Consider the following 15446-nt stretch of genomic DNA (forward strand, 5'->3'; position numbering starts at 1 on the left):
CGAACCACCGCAGGGGGTAGGGCGGCACCAAAGTTCAGACGGCACAGCTCTTGGCGATCCCGGCCCAAGCTCGGCGAACGCGCGCTAGGTGCGAGGCTGCTTTTTGCGGGTGATCGGCGGCGTGACTTGGGTGTATCGGTTTCTGGCAGCTCGAAAACGACGCGGTTAACGCCCCTGTAATGGTGCTGAACGTCTGTGAGGCCCACTTGGAGGCCACCGCCGTAGCCCGATGCGTCGGTGCCCGTCAGCCGGTCGGCGCGGCGCAACAGCATTGGCCACAAAGCCTCTTGCGCTCGTCCTTCGGGAGGGCAACGCTCGTGCACGTTGGTGCAACCCACTCGACGGCGGGAGCGACCATGACCTTAAAGTTCCTCGGCATCATCCCCAACTCGCCGACTGACGAGTCTCCGACGATCTGGCTCCACGAGGAGACCGGCGATCTTCTGATCCAGTCGTACAAGGCGACCGAGGATGAAGTGAAGGCGTGCCAGGAGATCGGTTCGATTCCGGGCCACTCCACGGACGTGCCGGACCACGAGGCGATCGTCAGGCTTCCGGCGGTCATGTTGAAGTACATCCCGCACCCCGAAGACGACTGAGAGGCACGTAGTGCAGCCACCCGCACGTCAGGCACTGGCACGAGCGCAGCACTCGGCGGTGCACCTCGAGATGCGCGACAGCTACATGGTGGACGACCTCGGGTTCATCGCGTGGCAGCGGGGCGAGCGTCTTGATCCTGCCGACCGGAGTTCGTGGTGGGGTGGCTGGCACGACGCCGTGAAGGAGGCGACCGGCCGAGGGGTCGTCGTCCGGCGGCTCCGGATCGTGTCGGAACCGGTCAGCGCCTACGTGCGGTACGAGTACGACTGCACGTTCACGAACATCGCGGCGGGCGAATCGGTCCGTTGGCTGCCGCGCCGGCGGACCACGGACCTGGCCCTGCCGGGTACCGACTTCTGGCTGTTCGACGGTGCCCAGGCGCTGTTTCACCACTTCACCGGGGACGGACGGCTCGACCGGGACGGGCGGGAGTACGCGGACGATCCCGAGCGCGTGAAGCTGTGCGCCGGCGCCTTCGAGGCCGCCTGGCAGCGGGCTGTTCCGCACGAGGAGTACCGGCCGCGCTGAGCGGTCATCACCATGGCCGTTTCCCCTTCATCAAGTGCCCAGCAGGCCCGGCAGGCTCTCGCGAAACGTCTTGCGGATCTCTGCCGGGATGCCGGGCTGACCGGCCTCGACCTGGCCGAGCGCTGCGGGTGGAGCCGGTCCAAGTCGTCCCGGATCATGAACGCCAAGACGCCCCCTTCCGCCGACGACATCCGGGCGTGGTGCCGGGCGTGCGGCGCAGAGGACCAGACAGAGGACCTGATCGCCTCTCTGCGGACAGCCGAGGGCATGTGGGGCAACTGGCGACGCATGGAGCGCGCCGGGCTCAAGCAGGCCCAGGAAGCCCGTCTCCCGCTCTTCGAGCGAACCCGCCGGTTCCGGGCCTACTCCTCGTGGTTCGTTCCGGGCTTGATCCAGACAGCCGGCTACACGGAAGCCGTCCTGCGGGCCGTCCAGCGGCGACGGGTCGACGTGGACGACGTGGCCGATGCCGTCGCCGTCCGCATGGAGCGTCAGCGTGTGCTCTACGAGGGTGCCCGGCAGTTCGCGTTCCTGGTCGAGGAGTCGGTACTGCGGAACGGGCTCGGAGGGCCGGAGGTGCAGGAGGAACAGCTCCGTCATTTCCTCACGGTCGGCTCGCTGCCCAGCGTCAGCCTGGGAGTGGTGCCCACGCGGACCGGGCGCTCCCGGATGCCCGTGGAAGGGTTCTGGGTCTTCGACACCGCGCAGGTCAACGTCGAGCTGGTCTCCGGCTACCTCACGCTTACCCAGCCCAGCGACGTTGCCGCGTACGGGGACGCCTTCACTGAACTGGCGGGCATGGCCGTCTACGGGGTGAAGGCTCGCGCGCTGATCACGAGCGCCATACAGACGCTCAGGTGACTGCCGTGCAACCTCGTGCAATCGCCTGGGAGGCGAGGCTCCGGCGTCCCTAGCGTGGTTGCCACACGGACGACACGAGGAGCGGCCCCGTGAAGGCGATCACGTATGCGCAACCCCCGGTGGAGCTGCCGCTGCGAACAGACCCGGAGCCCGAACCGATGGCCGGTTGCGGGGTCTGCGCGGCCCTGGGCGGACAACGCCGGGAAGCCCGCCTCCTGAGCGACCACTCCACGGTCAGCGACTGCAACGTCGAGCTGCGGAACCATCCGCACCCCGAGGGAGCGGCATGACGGCGAGGGCCGTGCTCCGGTACATCAGCTACGTCATGCGCCGCCACCCTTCGGCGGAGACGACGGCAACCGCGCGCTGCCTGAGCCCTGACTGCCGCTGGTCTTCCGACCCGACCGGCAACGCGGACGTGTGCACCGACATGTGCATACAGCACACGGGGCGGACGGGGCACATGATCTTCCTGAGGGAGTTCTCCGAAGTGGCCGTGGTGGAGCGCGTCCAGTGATCGGCGGATGAGAGGGCGCTCCCGGCTCACGGTGCGCGTGGTCAGGGGCGGCTCCGCCGGCCCGGTGCGGGTCTTCCGGTCGGGCGAGCCCGTGCGGCCGCTGGTGCGCGACCCGGTCGACGTGGCCCGCTTTCGGCGCGAGGGCTACTGGGAGGGCTTCGGCGACCTGTTCCCGCCCTGCGAGTGCCTACGCTGCCTACAGGCCATGTGGAGCCTCGAGGCGCACCGACCGTGACGGCTTCTAAGCTGTAGCGGCCACGGCGGATCGCTCCAGGTGGGCGCCTATGTGAGTCCGTTGACAGACTTGTTGATCTTCACGATGCTCATGCCCGCCATCCTAGGGATCCCGCCCGGGATATCGTCGTCCAGGTAATCAAACGGGGCACGACGCGCGGCAGCCAGGCGAAGTCACGGTTGCGGTCGACAGGGCGGGAGGACGGCGAGGCGTGGCTAACGCGGCGGAGCACGGCGGTGCCAACGGACATGCCGGGGTCATAGGCGGTAGCGGCAGACTCGGGGCGGTACGCCTCCTGCTGTGGGCGCTCGCGGCCGCCCTCACCGTCAGACAGGCCGCCGCGGTGCTGCGCGTGCCACCGGGCGAGTGGCTCAGCGGCTTCCACCTCCCCGGCGCCCCCGGCAGCCTGCCGGGCTCGCTCTACGATGCCGGCCAGTTCACCGGCACCCCCTTCGCCGGGCTCGTCCTCAAGCCGCTGGTCGGCCTCGCCGCCCCCTCCCTGGAGGTGGCCTGGACCTGTGTGACCCTGCTCTTCGTCGCCGCGATCGGCCTGGTCGCCGCGCGCGGCCTGCCCGACCCCGTGCCCCGCCGCACCGCACTGCTGGCCGCGCCCGCGCTGGTCGCGCTGATGATGGTCTCGCTGCCCGTCCGCGAGGCCGCCTCCCCCGGGCAGACCGCCGTCCTGCCCGTGCTGCTGGTGCTCCTCGCGGTCTTCCGGGTGCCCGGAGAACGGCCCGCCGGCTTCCTCGTCGGCCTCGCCGCCGCCCTCCAGCCCGCGCTGCTGCTCTTCGCCCCGCTGCTGTGGCTCACCGGCCGCCGCCCCACCGCGAAGGCCGCGGCCGTGACCTTCGCCGGCGCCACCGCCCTGTCCTGGGCCTCACTGCCGCGCGACTCGTGGACGTACTGGATCGAGCACCTCGCCGGCACCGGCCTCGGCGGCGCCCCCGACAGCCTCGCCAACCAGTCCGTACACGGCGCCCTGCTGCGCCTCGGCCTCAGCGGCCCCGGCGAGATCGCCCTCTACCTCGCCCTCGCCGTCGCCGTCATCTGGTTCGGCCTGCGCCGCGCGGCCCGCTACGCCCGCGACGGCCAGCTGCTGCTCGCCGTCGCCGTCACCGGCTGCGTGGCCGTCGCCGTGTCCCCGGCCGGCTGGCGCCACCAGCTGCTGTGGGTGCTGCTCGCGCTGGCCGGCAAGGTGGGCCGGCGCGCCGCCGACCGTCCGGTGTGGCCGGTCGCCGTCGTGCTGGCCATGACCCTGCCGAGCGCCGTGCTGCTGCCGAACCTGGCCGCGCTGGCCCCCGTACGCGACAACGTGCTCCTCCTCGCGGCCCTGGCGGCGGCCTGCGCCGTGCCGTTCCTGCCGCGCTCCTCGCCGTACTGGCGCGAGCCCGTGCCCACCGTCTACGGACAGCCCGCCGCGGCGCGCTGGTCGCGGGTGCCGCTGCTGCCGTTCTGGCGGCGGGTGCTCTCCCGCCCGAACCTGCTGCTGGAGCTGCTGCTGATACGGGTCGGCTACTCGATCTACTCGCACATCCGCGCCGCGGCCCCCACGAGCCGCTCCCTCGCCGAGGGCAACGGCCACCAGATCCTCGGCATCGAGCAGGCCCTCGGCATCGACATCGAGCACGCCGTGAACCAGGCCGTGGCCGGCGCACCCTGGCTGGAGGCGTTCTTCAACTTCTACTACACCTCCTTCCACTTCGTGGTCCCGCTCGCCATCCTGGGCGTCCTGTACTGGCGCCGCCCCGGCGACTACCGCTGGGCCCGCGCCTCGCTCGGCCTCGCCACCGTCATCGCGCTGGCCGGCTTCTGGCTCTACCCGCTCGCACCGCCGCGGCTCATGCCCGGCCTCGGCTTCATCGACACCGTGCACGGGGTGCAGGACCTGGCGAACCCCTCGTACGGGGCCATGACCGCCATCTCCAACCAGTACGCGGCGATGCCGTCGCTGCACTTCGGCTGGTCCCTGTGGTGCGGGGTCGTGATCGTCGTCCTCGCGCCCAAGGGGTGGCAGAAGCTGCTCGGCGTGCTGCACCCGCTGATCACGGTGTGCGCGATCGTGGCCACCGCCAACCACTGGGTCCTGGACGCGGTGGGCGGCGCGGCGGTCGTCGCCGCCGGCTTCGGGCTGGTCTACGCACTGTCCGGGCCGCGCGGCCTGAAGGTGAACCTCCCGGGCCAGCGATCCTCGTCCTCCGAGTCCGAGTCCGAGTCCGAGTCCGGGGCCGGGTCCGAGTCCGAGTCCGGGTCCGAGTCCGGGGCCGGGTCCGCGTCCGGGGACCGGATGCGCACCCCGGCCCGCTCCGGGCCCGCGTAGCGGCCCCACGGCCGTAGGCCGTACAGGCCGAAGGGGCGCCGGGGCGCCATCGCGCCCCGGCGCCCCTTCGGTGGATCGCCGCGTCCTGTCAGGATCGGCCCTGGCCAGGGATCCCGCCACTCGGGCGGCCGACGGCGGCGGACGGCAGGGGCCGGGGCGTGGGAGGTACGGCCCCTGCCGTCCTGGTGCACGGGCCGGCGCCGGCGCCGGCCCGGGTCCTTCAACCCGCGCTGACCCGCAGCTCCTTGATGCCGTTGAGCCAGGCCGCGCGCAGCCGCCGCGGGCCCTGTGAGGCGGGCCGCAGGTCGGGCAGTACATCGGCCAGGGCGTTGAAGATCAGGTCGATCTCCATGATGGCCAGGGACTTGCCGAGGCAGAAGTGCGGGCCTCCGCCGCCGAAGCCGAGGTGTGGGTTCGGGTCGCGGGTGATGTCGAAGACGTCCGGGTCCTCGAAGACCTCGGGGTCGTGGTTGGCGGAGGAGTAGAACAGCCCCACCCGGTCGCCGGCCTTGATCTTCCGGCCGCCCAGCTCGGTGTCCTGGGTGGCGGTGCGCTGGAAGGACACCACGGGCGTGGCCCAGCGCACGATCTCCTCCGCGGCGGTGGCCGGCCGGGTCGCCTTGTACAGCTCCCACTGGTCGGGGTGGGTGAGGAAGGCGTGCATGCCGTGGCTGATGGCGTTGCGCGTGGTCTCGTTGCCCGCGACCGCCAGCAGCAGGACGAAGAGGCCGAACTCGTCGGAGCGCAGGTTGCCCTCGCCCTCGGCCGCCACCAGCTGGCTGACGATGTCCTTGGCCGGGCACTCCTTGCGTTCGGCGGCCAGGTTCATCGCGTATCCGATGAGCTCCACGGCCGCGTTGGAGCCGACCTCCTCGGTGATCGCGTACTCCGGGTCGTCGTACGCGATCATCTTGTTCGACCAGTCGAAGATCCGGGACCGGTCCGCCTGCGGTACGCCGATCAGCTCGGCGATGGCCTGGAGCGGGAGTTCGCACGCCACCTGCGTGACGAAGTCGAAGCTGCCGTCCGCCGACGCGGCCCGCGCCTCCTCGACGATCTTCCGGGCCCGGTCGCGCAGGGCCTGCTCCAGGCCGCGGATGGCCCGGGGGGTGAAGCCCCGCTGCACGATCTGGCGTACGCGGGTGTGTTCCGGCGGGTCCATGTTCAGCATGATCAGGCGCTGGGCATCTATCTGTTCGCGCTGGATGTGCTCGTTGAAGCGGATGATCGCCGTATTGGTGGTGGAGGAGAACAGTTCCGGGTGCGTGGAGACGTACTTGACGTCCGCGTGCCGGGTGACGGCCCAGTAGCCCTCGTCGTCGAATCCGGTGACGCCCCGCCGCTGCGGGCACCACCACACGGGTGCGGTCTGCCGCAGCTGGGCGAACTCCGGGAAGGGGACCCGGTCCTGGAGGAGGTCCGGGTCGGTGGCGTCGAAGCCTTCGGGCAGCGCGGGACAGGGCATCGGGCGGCTCCAAAGTCTCATGAAGGTCTGACGGCCCATCAGAAGTTGGCTCGAAGGTAGTAACGAGTTCTAGAAGTCACAAGAGCTCTCGCGCCAACTGTTGCGTGTGGAATCCGTGTAAGCCGCGTGCAAGACCCTTGCGTGCCGGGGGTCCAGGTCATAAGACTGCGGGGGAGAACTAGAACGCGTACTAGTTCGCGCGAGGCAGCCGCCGGACGGCCCGCCACGCCGGCGCTGTGCAGAGTGTGCAGGAGAGGACGAGCTCATGGCCGCGGAACCCGTCATCGTCGAAGCCGTACGCACCCCCATCGGGAAACGCGGGGGAGCCCTGGCCAACCTCCATCCCGCCTACCTGCTCGGCGAGACCTACCGCGAACTCCTCGCCCGTACCGGAATGCAGCCCGACTGCGTCGAGCAGATCGTCGGCGGCACCGTCACCCACGCCGGCGAGCAGTCCATGAACCCCGCCCGCAACGCCTGGCTCGCCATGGGCCTGCCCTACGAGACCGCCGCGACCACCGTCGACTGCCAGTGCGGCAGCTCCCAGCAGGCCAACCACATGGTCGCCAACATGATCTCCGGCGGGGTCATCGACATCGGCATCGCCTGCGGGGTCGAGGCCATGAGCCGGGTCCCGCTGGGCTCCGGCTCCAAGCACGGCCCCGGCAAGCCCTTCCCGGACGAGTGGAACGTCGACCTCCCCAATCAGTTCGAGGCCGCCGAACGGATCGCCCGCCACCGGGGCCTGACCCGCGAGGACGTCGACCGGCTCGGCGTGCTCTCGCAGGAGCGGGCCGCGGCCGCCTGGGCCGAGGAGCGCTTCAAGCGCGAGACCTTCGCCGTCCAGGTCCCGACCACCGAGGAGGAGCAGGCCGCCGGCCAGGGCATGTGGCGGCTGGTCGACCGGGACGAGGGGCTGCGCGACACCAGCATGGAGGGCCTGTCCCGGCTCAAGCCGGTCATGCCGACGGCCGTGCACACCGCCGGGAACTCCTCCCAGATATCCGACGGCGCCGCCGCCGTGATGTGGGCCTCCCGCAAGATGGCCCGCGCGCTGAAACTCAAGCCGCGCGCCCGGATCGTCGCCCAGGCGCTGGTCGGCTCCGACCCGCACTTCCACCTGGACGGGCCGATCGACGCCACGCGGGCCGTGCTCGGCAAGGCCGGGATGTCCCTCAGGGACATCGACCTCGTCGAGATCAACGAGGCCTTCGCCTCCGTCGTCCTCAGCTGGGCGCAGGTCTTCGGCCAGGACCTGGAGAAGGTGAACGTCAACGGCGGCGGCATCGCGCTCGGCCACCCCGTCGGCGCCACCGGCGCCCGGCTGATCACCACCGCGCTGCACGAGCTGGAGCGGCGCGACAAGGAATTCGCGCTGATCACCATGTGCGCGGGAGGCGCGCTGGCGACCGGCACGATCATCCAGCGCTTGTGAGTGCTCCGGGCGCCCGCTGAACCCCGTGGGATGGGATGCGGAAGGCCCCGGTGGCCGGACCTGGGGAGGCCGGCCACCGGGGCCCTCGTATGTTTCGCTGCGCCTGTTCTGGCCGCGCCTGTTCTCGCTGCGCTACTGGCGGCTTAGTACCAGTGGTTGTTCTGCCAGAAGTTCCAGGCGCCGACCGGGCTGCCGTAGCGCTCGTTCATGTAGTCCAGGCCCCACTTGATCTGGGTGGCCGGGTTGGTCTTCCAGTCCGAGCCCGCGGAGGACATCTTCGACGCCGGCAGGGCCTGGACCAGGCCGTACGCGCCGGAAGAGGAGTTGGTCGCGGTGTAGTCCCAGCCGCTCTCGTGGGTGACGATCTTGTCAAAGGCGGCGAACTGGGCCGGGTCCTTGATCATCTGCTGGGCGATCGCCTTGGCGCCCGTCGGAGCGGCCTGCGCGGGGACGGCGGCGAGCATGGAACCCGCGACGCCCAGAGCGAGGACAGTACCGGCGAGGGTCTTCTTCGAAGCGGCGATGCGGCGGATGACGGCGTTGGACACGGATGAACCTTCCGAAGGGGACAAGGGCGGTCGCGGCATGCCGAAGACATGCGTGAGCCACTCACGCGGAGGAGAGGGGTTCGTCCCGGCGGGGGGCTGTGCGCCCCGGCCGCCTCGGCGACAACACCAGTTAGCCAGGCCGCCGACGGCCTGGCAATGCCCCCCTCTTACTAGTGGACCTCGCAGCCGGGGCGAAAGGTCCCGCGCCGCCCGGGGCCTCGTTCGCGCAGGTGGGGGACTGTGTCAGGAGGCCGCCCGGGACTACTATCCCGGATCGAATGTGACCTAGGTCCTGTGGGCCGCCTCACCGCCCAAGGCCCCGAATGTCACCTTACGTATCCGCTTGCACCCCTTTTGGTGCGTGTCCTGGGTCACTTCCAGCCCTCGAATCGAAGGAAACCGGGGCGTCGAAGGCAGCTTTACGAGTCGCCCGCCGCAGCGCCTTCAGCAGCGTGGCCCCGAGCGTGAGCGTCAGTACGACCGTCAGCGCGGCCCGCCCCAGATCCCAGCCCACCGAGGTCGCCAGGCAGTACGCCACGAAGCGCGCCAGGTTCTGGCCCACCGGGTCGCCCGGATGGAAGGAGACGCCCTGGCCCATGCCCTGCAGGATCACCCAGCCCTGGAGGTTCATGACCGTGCCGTACGCGAAGGAGCCCAGGAACCCGTACGCCGCGAGCATCGCCAGCTCGGCCCGCCCCCGGATCCGCTCCGGCCCCGGCAGCAGCCCGGCGCCCAGCGAGAACCAACCCAGGGCCAGCATCTGGAACGGCATCCACGGCCCGACCCCGCCCGTCAGCAGGGCGGACGCGAACATCGTGACCGAGCCGAGGACGAAGCCGAAGCCCGGCCCCAGCACGCGGCCGCTGAGCACCATCAGGAAGAACATCGGCTCCAGGCCGGCCGTGCCCGCGCCCAGCGGCCGCAGCGCCGCGCCCACGGCGGCGAGCACCCCGAGCATCGCGACGGCCTTGGCGTCCATGCCGTTGTCGGCGATGGTCGCGACCACGACGGCCACCAGGAGGGGGAGCAGCGCGGCGAAGAGCCACGGGGCGTCCTGGGAGTGGGCCAGGCCGGACTGGCGGTCCGCGAGCAGGGGCCAGCCGAAGGCGGCGATGCCGATGAGGGTGACCAGGACCAGGGCCGCGGCGGCGCGGGGGCCGATGCGGACGGGGCGGGCCGCGGGGCGGGCCGCGGGGCGGGCCGTCATGTGGTCGCCTCCAGCGCCGCGGCCACCTGGGAGACGGTGAGCCAGTGGCCCGGGGCCAGGATCTTGGCCACCTGCGGGGCGAAGGCGGGCGAGGACACCACGACCTCGGCCGTCGGACCGTCCGCGACGATCTCCCCGCCCGCCAGGATGACCACCCGGTGCGCCAGCTCCGCGGCCAGCTCCACGTCGTGCGTCGCCAGGACGATGGCGTGGCCGTCGGCGGCGAGGGCGCGCAGCGTCTCCACCAGGCGGGCCTTGGCGGCGTAGTCCAGGCCGCGGGTGGGCTCGTCCAGCAGCAGCAGGGCCGGCCGGCCGGTCAGGACCAGGGCGAGGGCGAGCGTCAGCCGCTGGCCCTCGGACAGGTCCCGGGGGTGGGTGTCGTCCGGTACGCCGGGCAGCAGGGCGCCGACCAGGGCACGGCAGGTCCCGGCGGCCGCCCCCGCGTCGGCGTCGGCCGCGGCGCACTCGGCGGCGACCGTGTCGGCGTAGAGGAGGTCGCGGGGCTCCTGCGGGACCAGGCCGACCCGGCGGACCATCTCCGGCGGCGGGGTGCGGTGCGGGGTGCGGCCGCCGACCGTCACCTGGCCGGTGGTGGGGGCGAGGGTGCCGGTGAGGGCGGCGAGGAGGGTGGACTTGCCGGCGCCGTTGCGGCCCATGAGGGCGACGGTCTCGCCGGGCGCGACGCGGAGGGTGACGTCGCGCAGCACCTCTGCGCGTCCGCGGCGGATCCCGAGGGCGGTGGCTGCGGCGACGCTGCCGCTGCCCTGGCCGGGCGTGGAGTCCTGCCCGGGGCCGCCGCCGCTGCCCTGGCCGGGCGCGGTGGAGCCGGCGGGGGCAGCCGCCTGCCCGCCCCGGCGCCGCAGCCGGGCCGCCAGCCCGGGCGAGGCCCCGCTCCGGCCGCCGCCCGTGCCGCTGCCGCTGCCCTGGTCGGGCGCGGTGCCGGTCCGCCTCCGGCCCAGCCGGCCGCCGCTGCCGGGGCGGTTGTCGCTGCCGGTGCCGCTGCGCGGGCCGGGTGAGGTGCCCCGCTGAAGCACCCGGCCCAGCCAGCCGGTGCCGGTGCCGCTGCGCGGGGCTTCTTCCCCACCCCGCCCCTTCCCGAAACTGGGGGCTCCGCCCCCAGACCCCCTCGCCTCAATCGCCGGCGGGGCTGGGTGGGGGCCGGGCGGCTGGCGCCCACCGGGGTGGTCCGCCTGCGGGCCGGGCTGCCCGGAGGGCAGATCCAGCCTCGCCGGCGATTGAGGCGCGGGGTCCGGGGCGGAGCCCTGGGGAACGGTGGAAGGGCGGGTAGGGGACTCGCCCCGCGCAGCGGCAGCCCCCGGCATCGAGAGACCGGTCCCGGGGTCAGGGGAGGCCGAGGCCGGACCCGGTACGCCGAGTGCGGGGTCCGGGGCGGAGCCCGGGGCCGCCACGTCGGGGGCCGGGGCGGCGGAGCCCAGGCCCGACAGCCCGGGCGTGGCGGCGGAGCCCGGGGCTGGGGTGGTGGGGGCCGCAGCCCCCGGGGCCGGTGCGCCGGGCGTGGCGGCGGAGCCCGGGGCCGGGGTGGTGGGGGCCGCAGCCCCCGGGGCCGGTGCGCCGGGAGTGGGGGCGGAGCCCGGGGCCGGGGCGGCGGGCGTGGCGGCGGCCCCACGGGCTGAGAGGTGGGTGCGGAGGGGGGCGGATTGGCGGCGGGCGTCGCGGATGGAGAGGGGGAGCGGGGACCAGCCCGCGAGGCGGCCCAGGGAGACCACCGGCGGGTGGACGGGGGAGACGGCCATGATCTCCGCCGGGGGCCCCAGGACCGGCGCCGCCCCGGGCGCCGGCAGCAGCAGCACCTGGTCGGCGTACTGCACCACCCGCTCCAGGCGGTGCTCCGCCATCAGCACCGTCGTGCCGAGGTCGTGCACCAGGCGTTGCAGGACGGCCAGGACCTCCTCCGCCGCCGCCGGGTCGAGGGCCGAGGTGGGCTCGTCCAGTACGAGCACGCGCGGGTGCGGGGTCAGCACCGACCCGATCGCCACCCGCTGCTGCTGCCCGCCCGACAGTGAGGCGATCGGGCGGTCGCGCAGCTCGTTCAGCCCGAGCAGGTCCAGGGTCTCCTCCACCCGGCGCCGCATCACCGCAGGTGCCAGGCCCAGCGACTCCATCCCGTACGCCAGCTCGTCCTCCACCACGTCCGTCACGAAGTGCGCCAGGGGATCCTGCCCCACCGTCCCCACCACGTCCGCCAGCTCGCGCGGCATGTGCGTACGGGTGTCCCGCCCGGCCACCGTCACCCGACCCCGCAGCGTGCCGCCCGTGAAGTGCGGGACCAGCCCGGACACCGCGCCCAGCAGGGTCGACTTGCCGACCCCCGACGGGCCGACCAGCAGCGTCAGCTCACCCTCCGGGACGGTGAAGTCCGCATCCCGGAGAGAAGGGTGCGCGGCGCCCTCGTAGGTCACCGACACCTGCTCGAAGCGGATCAACGGGAAGACTCCTCGGGAGGAACGGGGGCCACGAAGGCCGGAAGCAGGCCGATCAGGATCGCCGCCGCGGGCCACAGCGGCAGCCCGGGCGCGACCAGCGGGACCACGCCCGGCCGCAGCCCTTCGGGGTCCACCGACCCCGCGTGGATCAGCAGGGCCGCGACCGCCGCCCCCGAGCCGGCGACCAGCCAGGCGCGCACCCCCCACCGGTCGGGCCGGTAGCGGGTGCGGATGCTGCGCCGCCCGCCGAGCCGCAGCCCCGCGAGGGCCAGCACCAGGCCGATGCCGAGCACGGGCAGCCCGTACGCGGCGCCCTCCGCCGCGAGCAGCCCGTACGTACCGGCGCACATGCCGAGCAGCCCGCCGAGGGTGAGGGCGTTGGTGGTGTGCCGCACGGCCGGCGGAACCCGCGCCGTACGCCCGTACCCGCGCGCGTCCATCGAGGCGGCGACGGCCACCGAGCGCTCCAGCGCCCCCTCCAGCACCGGCAGCCCGATCTGGAGGACGGCCTTGACCCCGCCGGTGGGGCGCCCGCGCAGCCGGCGGGCGGTCCGCAGGCGGGCCACGTCGGCGACCATGTTCGGGGCGAAGGTCATGGCGACGACCACCGCCACGCCCGCCTCGTAGAGGGCGGCCGGCAGGGACTTCAGCAGCCGCGCCGGATTGGCGAGCGCGTTCGCGGCGCCGACGCAGATCAGCAGGGCGGCCAGCTTCGCGCCGTCGTAGAAGGCGAAGACCAGCTGCTCGGCGGTGACCCGGCCGCCGAAGCGGATGCCCTGCGCCCAGGCCGGGAGCGGGATCTCGGGCAGGGTGAAGAGGGTGTGCGTGCCGGGGATCGGGGAGCCCAGCAGCATGGAGAAGACCAGCCGCAGCCCGATGACGAAGAGGCCGAGCTTGACGAAGGCCCCGTAGGAACGCGCCCAGGGCGCCTCCGTCCGGCGCGCCGCGACCACGTACCCGGCGACGCCGACGATCAGCCCGAGGAGCAGCGGATTGGTGGTCCGGGAGGCGGCGGTGGCGAGCCCGAGGGCCCACAGCCACCAGGCCCCCGCGTGCAGGGCGTTCCCGCGCCGGGCTTCGGGGGCCTGCCAGTGCCTCCGGCGGTTGTACGTCGGCCCGTGCGGGGGGTCGGATTGCCCGGCCGCACCGCGCTGGGCCGGGGGTGCGTCCGCGCCTGACGCGCCGTGGGTGGTGCGCCCGGCCTGCGGCCGGGCTGGGTACCCACCCGTGCGGACCGTACGTCGGGTGGGGGTGGCCCCCGTGGGTGGCTGAGCGCCGTCGGCGGCTGCCGCGCCGTCGCTCGGCTCACCGGCGGCGGGACCTGCGTCGGCGGCGGGGTGCGTCATCGCCTGCGGCGGCGGGACTGCCAGATGCCGGCCGAGCCCAGGGCGAGGACCGCCGCGATGCCCAGGAACAGGCCCGCCGCGGGGCCGGAGGAGGCCTCCGGCTCGGGGGCGGCCGACGCCGACGCCGACGCGGAGGGCTTCGGCTGCGCGTCCCCGATGGGCTCGCCGCAGCCCGTCCTCGGATAGCCGGAGATCCCGCACAGCAGCGCCGCGCCGTTGTAGCGCAGCGGCTTCGCCACCTCCGCCAGAGCCTCGGCGGCCGTGGCCTCCGGGGCCACCTGCGCGCAGGCCGTGCGCGCGGTGCCCTGCGGCGGGGTCTCGCCGCCGGGTGCGTCCTCGGGTACCCCGAAGTCGATGACCAGGGCCACCCGCTTCTTGCCGTCCGCCGGGGCGGTACCGGCGCAGACGGCCGCGAAGTCGGCGGCCGCGCGCGGCCGGGCCGCCTCGTCGCCGGCGTCCTTGCTCACCGAGAAGCGGAAGCCGAGCGTGGCGCCGTCCGCGGGCCGGGCCGTCGAGGGGCCCTGGGTGGCGTACGCCCACGTGCCGCCCGCGCCGTCCCAGAACGACCAGTAGCGGTAGCTCGCCGCCAGCGCCGGGGAGGCCGCGAACAGGGTCAGGACCAGCCCGAGGGCACCCAGGACCACGGCGGCCGACGACCCGCGGGGACGGCGCCGGCTCACAGCTGGTTCTTCTTCCGGCGGCCGCTCAGCAGGATGCCGATGCCCATGCCGGCCGCGGCGCCCGCGCCGACGATCCACCAGATGTTCTGGTTTCCGGAGCCCGGCTCCTCCTTGCTCTCCACCTTCTGCGGTTCGGCGTCGGGGGCGGCCACCGGGGCCGGGCCCGTGGCGTTCAACGCCGCCACCAGGTCGGTGCCGCCGAAGGCCTTCGGGTCGGTGCCCGTCGCGTGGGCGGTCAGGACGAGGGTGGCCAGCGCGGCCGGGTTGCCCTTGGACCACTCGGCGGAGTTCTTCTGGAGCCACTCCAGCGCGCCCGCCGCCGACTGCCGGTGCCCGGCCGCGGCCAGGGCGATCACGGCGTCGGCGGTGTTGCCGGTGTCGGCGGTGGGCTGGTCGGCGCCCGGGGTGACCGCCGTCAGGTGGCCGTCCTTCTTCAGGGCCTCGGCGAGGTAGCCGGCCGCGCCCTGCGCCGCGCCCGCCGGGTCGGCGGAGCCGGCCGGGCAGGCCAGCGCGGCGGCGGGGGTGTCGGTGGTGGCCGGGTCGACGAGGATGCCCCTGCCCAGGCCGGCCAGGGCGGCGGCGGCCGTGGCGTCGGCGTTGGCGGGGAGCTTGCCGTCGGCCGCCTGGTACCCGAAGGCGCCCCGGTCGGCGGCCGGCTCGGCGGAGCAGCCCAGCTGGAAGGAGAGCAGGCCGTCGTAGGCGGACTTGCCGGCCTTCGACTTCACCTCGGCCGGCTTGTCGCCCGCCGTCGCGAGCGCGCTGATCACCAGGGAGGTGGAGCTGCCCTCGCTGGGGGAGCCGGGGACGTAGGCCCAGCCGCCGTCCTCGTTCTGTACGGACTTCAGCCAGTCCGTGGCCTTCTTGACCGCCGCGTCCTTGCCGCCGAGGGCCTTCAGGGCCTGCACGGCGATGGCGGTGGCGTTGGTGTCGTACGTCGTCTTGTCGTCGCACGGCAGGCCCACCCGGTAGGAGGCGAAGCCGCCGTTCGGGCACTGCTGGCTGGTGAGGAAGGCCACGGCCTGCGGGGCGGGCTTCACGCCGGCGGTCTGCTGGGCGAGCAGCGCGAGGGACTGCCGCCACACCCCGTCGTACGTCGGGTCGGCCTTGCCGAACAGGCCCGACGGGACGACCGGGGGCGCGGACGGGGAGGGCGGCGGCGTGTCGGCGAGGGCGGCGGGCGCGGCGCCGACGCAGAGCACGGCGGAGGCGGCGAGCGCGGCGGCGCTGCGGCGGACGTTCATGACGGGGCGGGTGCCTCTCGTA

The 15446-nt window shown here is 73.6% G+C and carries 15 protein-coding genes; 8 read left to right on the plus strand and 7 right to left on the minus strand.

Annotated elements, in window-relative coordinates; genetic code table 11:
* Positions 1–356: 356 nt before the first annotated feature.
* The 7 genes from OOK34_RS19130 (at position 357) to OOK34_RS19160 (ending at position 5058) form a co-directional block, all read left to right on the plus strand.
* Positions 357–599 carry a hypothetical protein gene (locus OOK34_RS19130; RefSeq protein WP_267036817.1) on the plus strand — a complete coding sequence of 81 codons (243 nt, stop codon included), beginning with the start codon at positions 357–359 and terminating at the stop codon, positions 597–599.
* 10 nt (positions 600–609) lie between these two features.
* Positions 610–1128, plus strand: coding sequence for a DUF6879 family protein (locus OOK34_RS19135; RefSeq protein WP_323183435.1), 519 nt, complete (start codon positions 610–612; stop codon positions 1126–1128).
* Between the two features lie 12 nt (positions 1129–1140).
* A complete protein-coding gene (locus tag OOK34_RS19140; RefSeq protein WP_267035070.1) occupies positions 1141–1989 on the plus strand; it encodes a helix-turn-helix transcriptional regulator in 849 nt (282 codons plus the stop codon).
* Positions 1990–2087: 98 nt separating this feature from the next.
* The gene (locus OOK34_RS19145; RefSeq protein WP_267036819.1) at positions 2088–2279 is read left to right on the plus strand and encodes a hypothetical protein; all 192 of its coding nucleotides are present in this window, start codon (positions 2088–2090) and stop codon (positions 2277–2279) included.
* Positions 2276–2506 carry a hypothetical protein gene (locus OOK34_RS19150; protein WP_267035071.1) on the plus strand — a complete coding sequence of 77 codons (231 nt, stop codon included), beginning with the start codon at positions 2276–2278 and terminating at the stop codon, positions 2504–2506. The genes OOK34_RS19145 and OOK34_RS19150 overlap by 4 nt, the downstream gene beginning before the upstream one ends.
* Positions 2507–2513: 7 nt before the next feature.
* Positions 2514–2741, plus strand: a complete 228-nt coding sequence (locus tag OOK34_RS19155) for a hypothetical protein (RefSeq protein WP_267035072.1) — start codon at positions 2514–2516, stop codon at positions 2739–2741.
* Positions 2742–2952: 211 nt separating this feature from the next.
* The gene (locus tag OOK34_RS19160) at positions 2953–5058 is read left to right on the plus strand and encodes a bifunctional glycosyltransferase 87/phosphatase PAP2 family protein (RefSeq protein ID WP_323183436.1); all 2106 of its coding nucleotides are present in this window, start codon (positions 2953–2955) and stop codon (positions 5056–5058) included.
* A gap of 220 nt (positions 5059–5278) precedes the next feature.
* Here OOK34_RS19160 and OOK34_RS19165 read toward each other — a convergent pair whose 3' ends face one another.
* Positions 5279–6523 (minus strand): cytochrome P450, encoded by a 1245-nt coding sequence (locus OOK34_RS19165; protein ID WP_267035073.1) that lies wholly within the window; start codon positions 6521–6523, stop codon positions 5279–5281.
* A 265-nt stretch (positions 6524–6788) separates the two neighbouring features.
* Here OOK34_RS19165 and OOK34_RS19170 point away from each other — a divergent pair, with 265 nt between their 5' ends.
* The gene (locus tag OOK34_RS19170) at positions 6789–7958 is read left to right on the plus strand and encodes a steroid 3-ketoacyl-CoA thiolase (protein WP_267035074.1); all 1170 of its coding nucleotides are present in this window, start codon (positions 6789–6791) and stop codon (positions 7956–7958) included.
* Between the two features lie 143 nt (positions 7959–8101).
* Here the strand turns inward: OOK34_RS19170 and OOK34_RS19175 are convergent, their stop codons facing one another.
* From OOK34_RS19175 to OOK34_RS19200, 6 genes are all read right to left on the minus strand, one after another.
* Positions 8102–8506: a transglycosylase SLT domain-containing protein gene (locus OOK34_RS19175; protein WP_267035075.1), complete on the minus strand. Its 405-nt coding sequence runs from the start codon at positions 8504–8506 to the stop codon at positions 8102–8104.
* Between the two features lie 331 nt (positions 8507–8837).
* A complete protein-coding gene (locus OOK34_RS19180) occupies positions 8838–9713 on the minus strand; it encodes an ECF transporter S component (protein ID WP_267035076.1) in 876 nt (291 codons plus the stop codon).
* Positions 9710–12157, minus strand: a complete 2448-nt coding sequence (locus OOK34_RS19185; RefSeq protein WP_267035077.1) for an ABC transporter ATP-binding protein — start codon at positions 12155–12157, stop codon at positions 9710–9712. Before OOK34_RS19185 ends, OOK34_RS19180 begins: the two co-directional genes overlap by 4 nt.
* Positions 12154–13503, minus strand: coding sequence for an energy-coupling factor transporter transmembrane component T (locus OOK34_RS19190; RefSeq protein WP_267035078.1), 1350 nt, complete (start codon positions 13501–13503; stop codon positions 12154–12156). The genes OOK34_RS19185 and OOK34_RS19190 overlap by 4 nt, the downstream gene beginning before the upstream one ends.
* Positions 13500–14183: an SCO2322 family protein gene (locus OOK34_RS19195; protein ID WP_267035079.1), complete on the minus strand. Its 684-nt coding sequence runs from the start codon at positions 14181–14183 to the stop codon at positions 13500–13502. The genes OOK34_RS19190 and OOK34_RS19195 overlap by 4 nt, the downstream gene beginning before the upstream one ends.
* Positions 14180–15424, minus strand: coding sequence for a prenyltransferase/squalene oxidase repeat-containing protein (locus OOK34_RS19200; protein ID WP_267035080.1), 1245 nt, complete (start codon positions 15422–15424; stop codon positions 14180–14182). The genes OOK34_RS19195 and OOK34_RS19200 overlap by 4 nt, the downstream gene beginning before the upstream one ends.
* Between the last annotated feature and the right edge of the window lie 22 nt (positions 15425–15446).

It is taken from the genome of Streptomyces sp. NBC_00091, from assembly GCF_026343185.1.
Taxonomy (GTDB): Bacteria; Actinomycetota; Actinomycetes; order Streptomycetales; family Streptomycetaceae; genus Streptomyces.

What these genes read in the sequence shown, in the direction of transcription:
- OOK34_RS19130 (WP_267036817.1), top strand. Translation starts at nt 357, where the DNA reads ATGACCTTAAAGTTCCTCGGCATCATCCCCAACTCGCCGACTGACGAG.
- OOK34_RS19140 (WP_267035070.1), top strand. Translation starts at nt 1,141, where the DNA reads ATGGCCGTTTCCCCTTCATCAAGTGCCCAGCAGGCCCGGCAGGCTCTC.
- OOK34_RS19150 (WP_267035071.1), top strand. Translation starts at nt 2,276, where the DNA reads ATGACGGCGAGGGCCGTGCTCCGGTACATCAGCTACGTCATGCGCCGC.
- OOK34_RS19155 (WP_267035072.1), top strand. Translation starts at nt 2,514, where the DNA reads ATGAGAGGGCGCTCCCGGCTCACGGTGCGCGTGGTCAGGGGCGGCTCC.
- OOK34_RS19165 (WP_267035073.1), bottom strand. Translation starts at nt 6,523, where the DNA reads ATGCCCTGTCCCGCGCTGCCCGAAGGCTTCGACGCCACCGACCCGGAC.
- OOK34_RS19170 (WP_267035074.1), top strand. Translation starts at nt 6,789, where the DNA reads ATGGCCGCGGAACCCGTCATCGTCGAAGCCGTACGCACCCCCATCGGG.
- OOK34_RS19180 (WP_267035076.1), bottom strand. Translation starts at nt 9,713, where the DNA reads ATGACGGCCCGCCCCGCGGCCCGCCCCGCGGCCCGCCCCGTCCGCATC.
- OOK34_RS19190 (WP_267035078.1), bottom strand. Translation starts at nt 13,503, where the DNA reads ATGACGCACCCCGCCGCCGACGCAGGTCCCGCCGCCGGTGAGCCGAGC.
- OOK34_RS19200 (WP_267035080.1), bottom strand. Translation starts at nt 15,424, where the DNA reads ATGAACGTCCGCCGCAGCGCCGCCGCGCTCGCCGCCTCCGCCGTGCTC.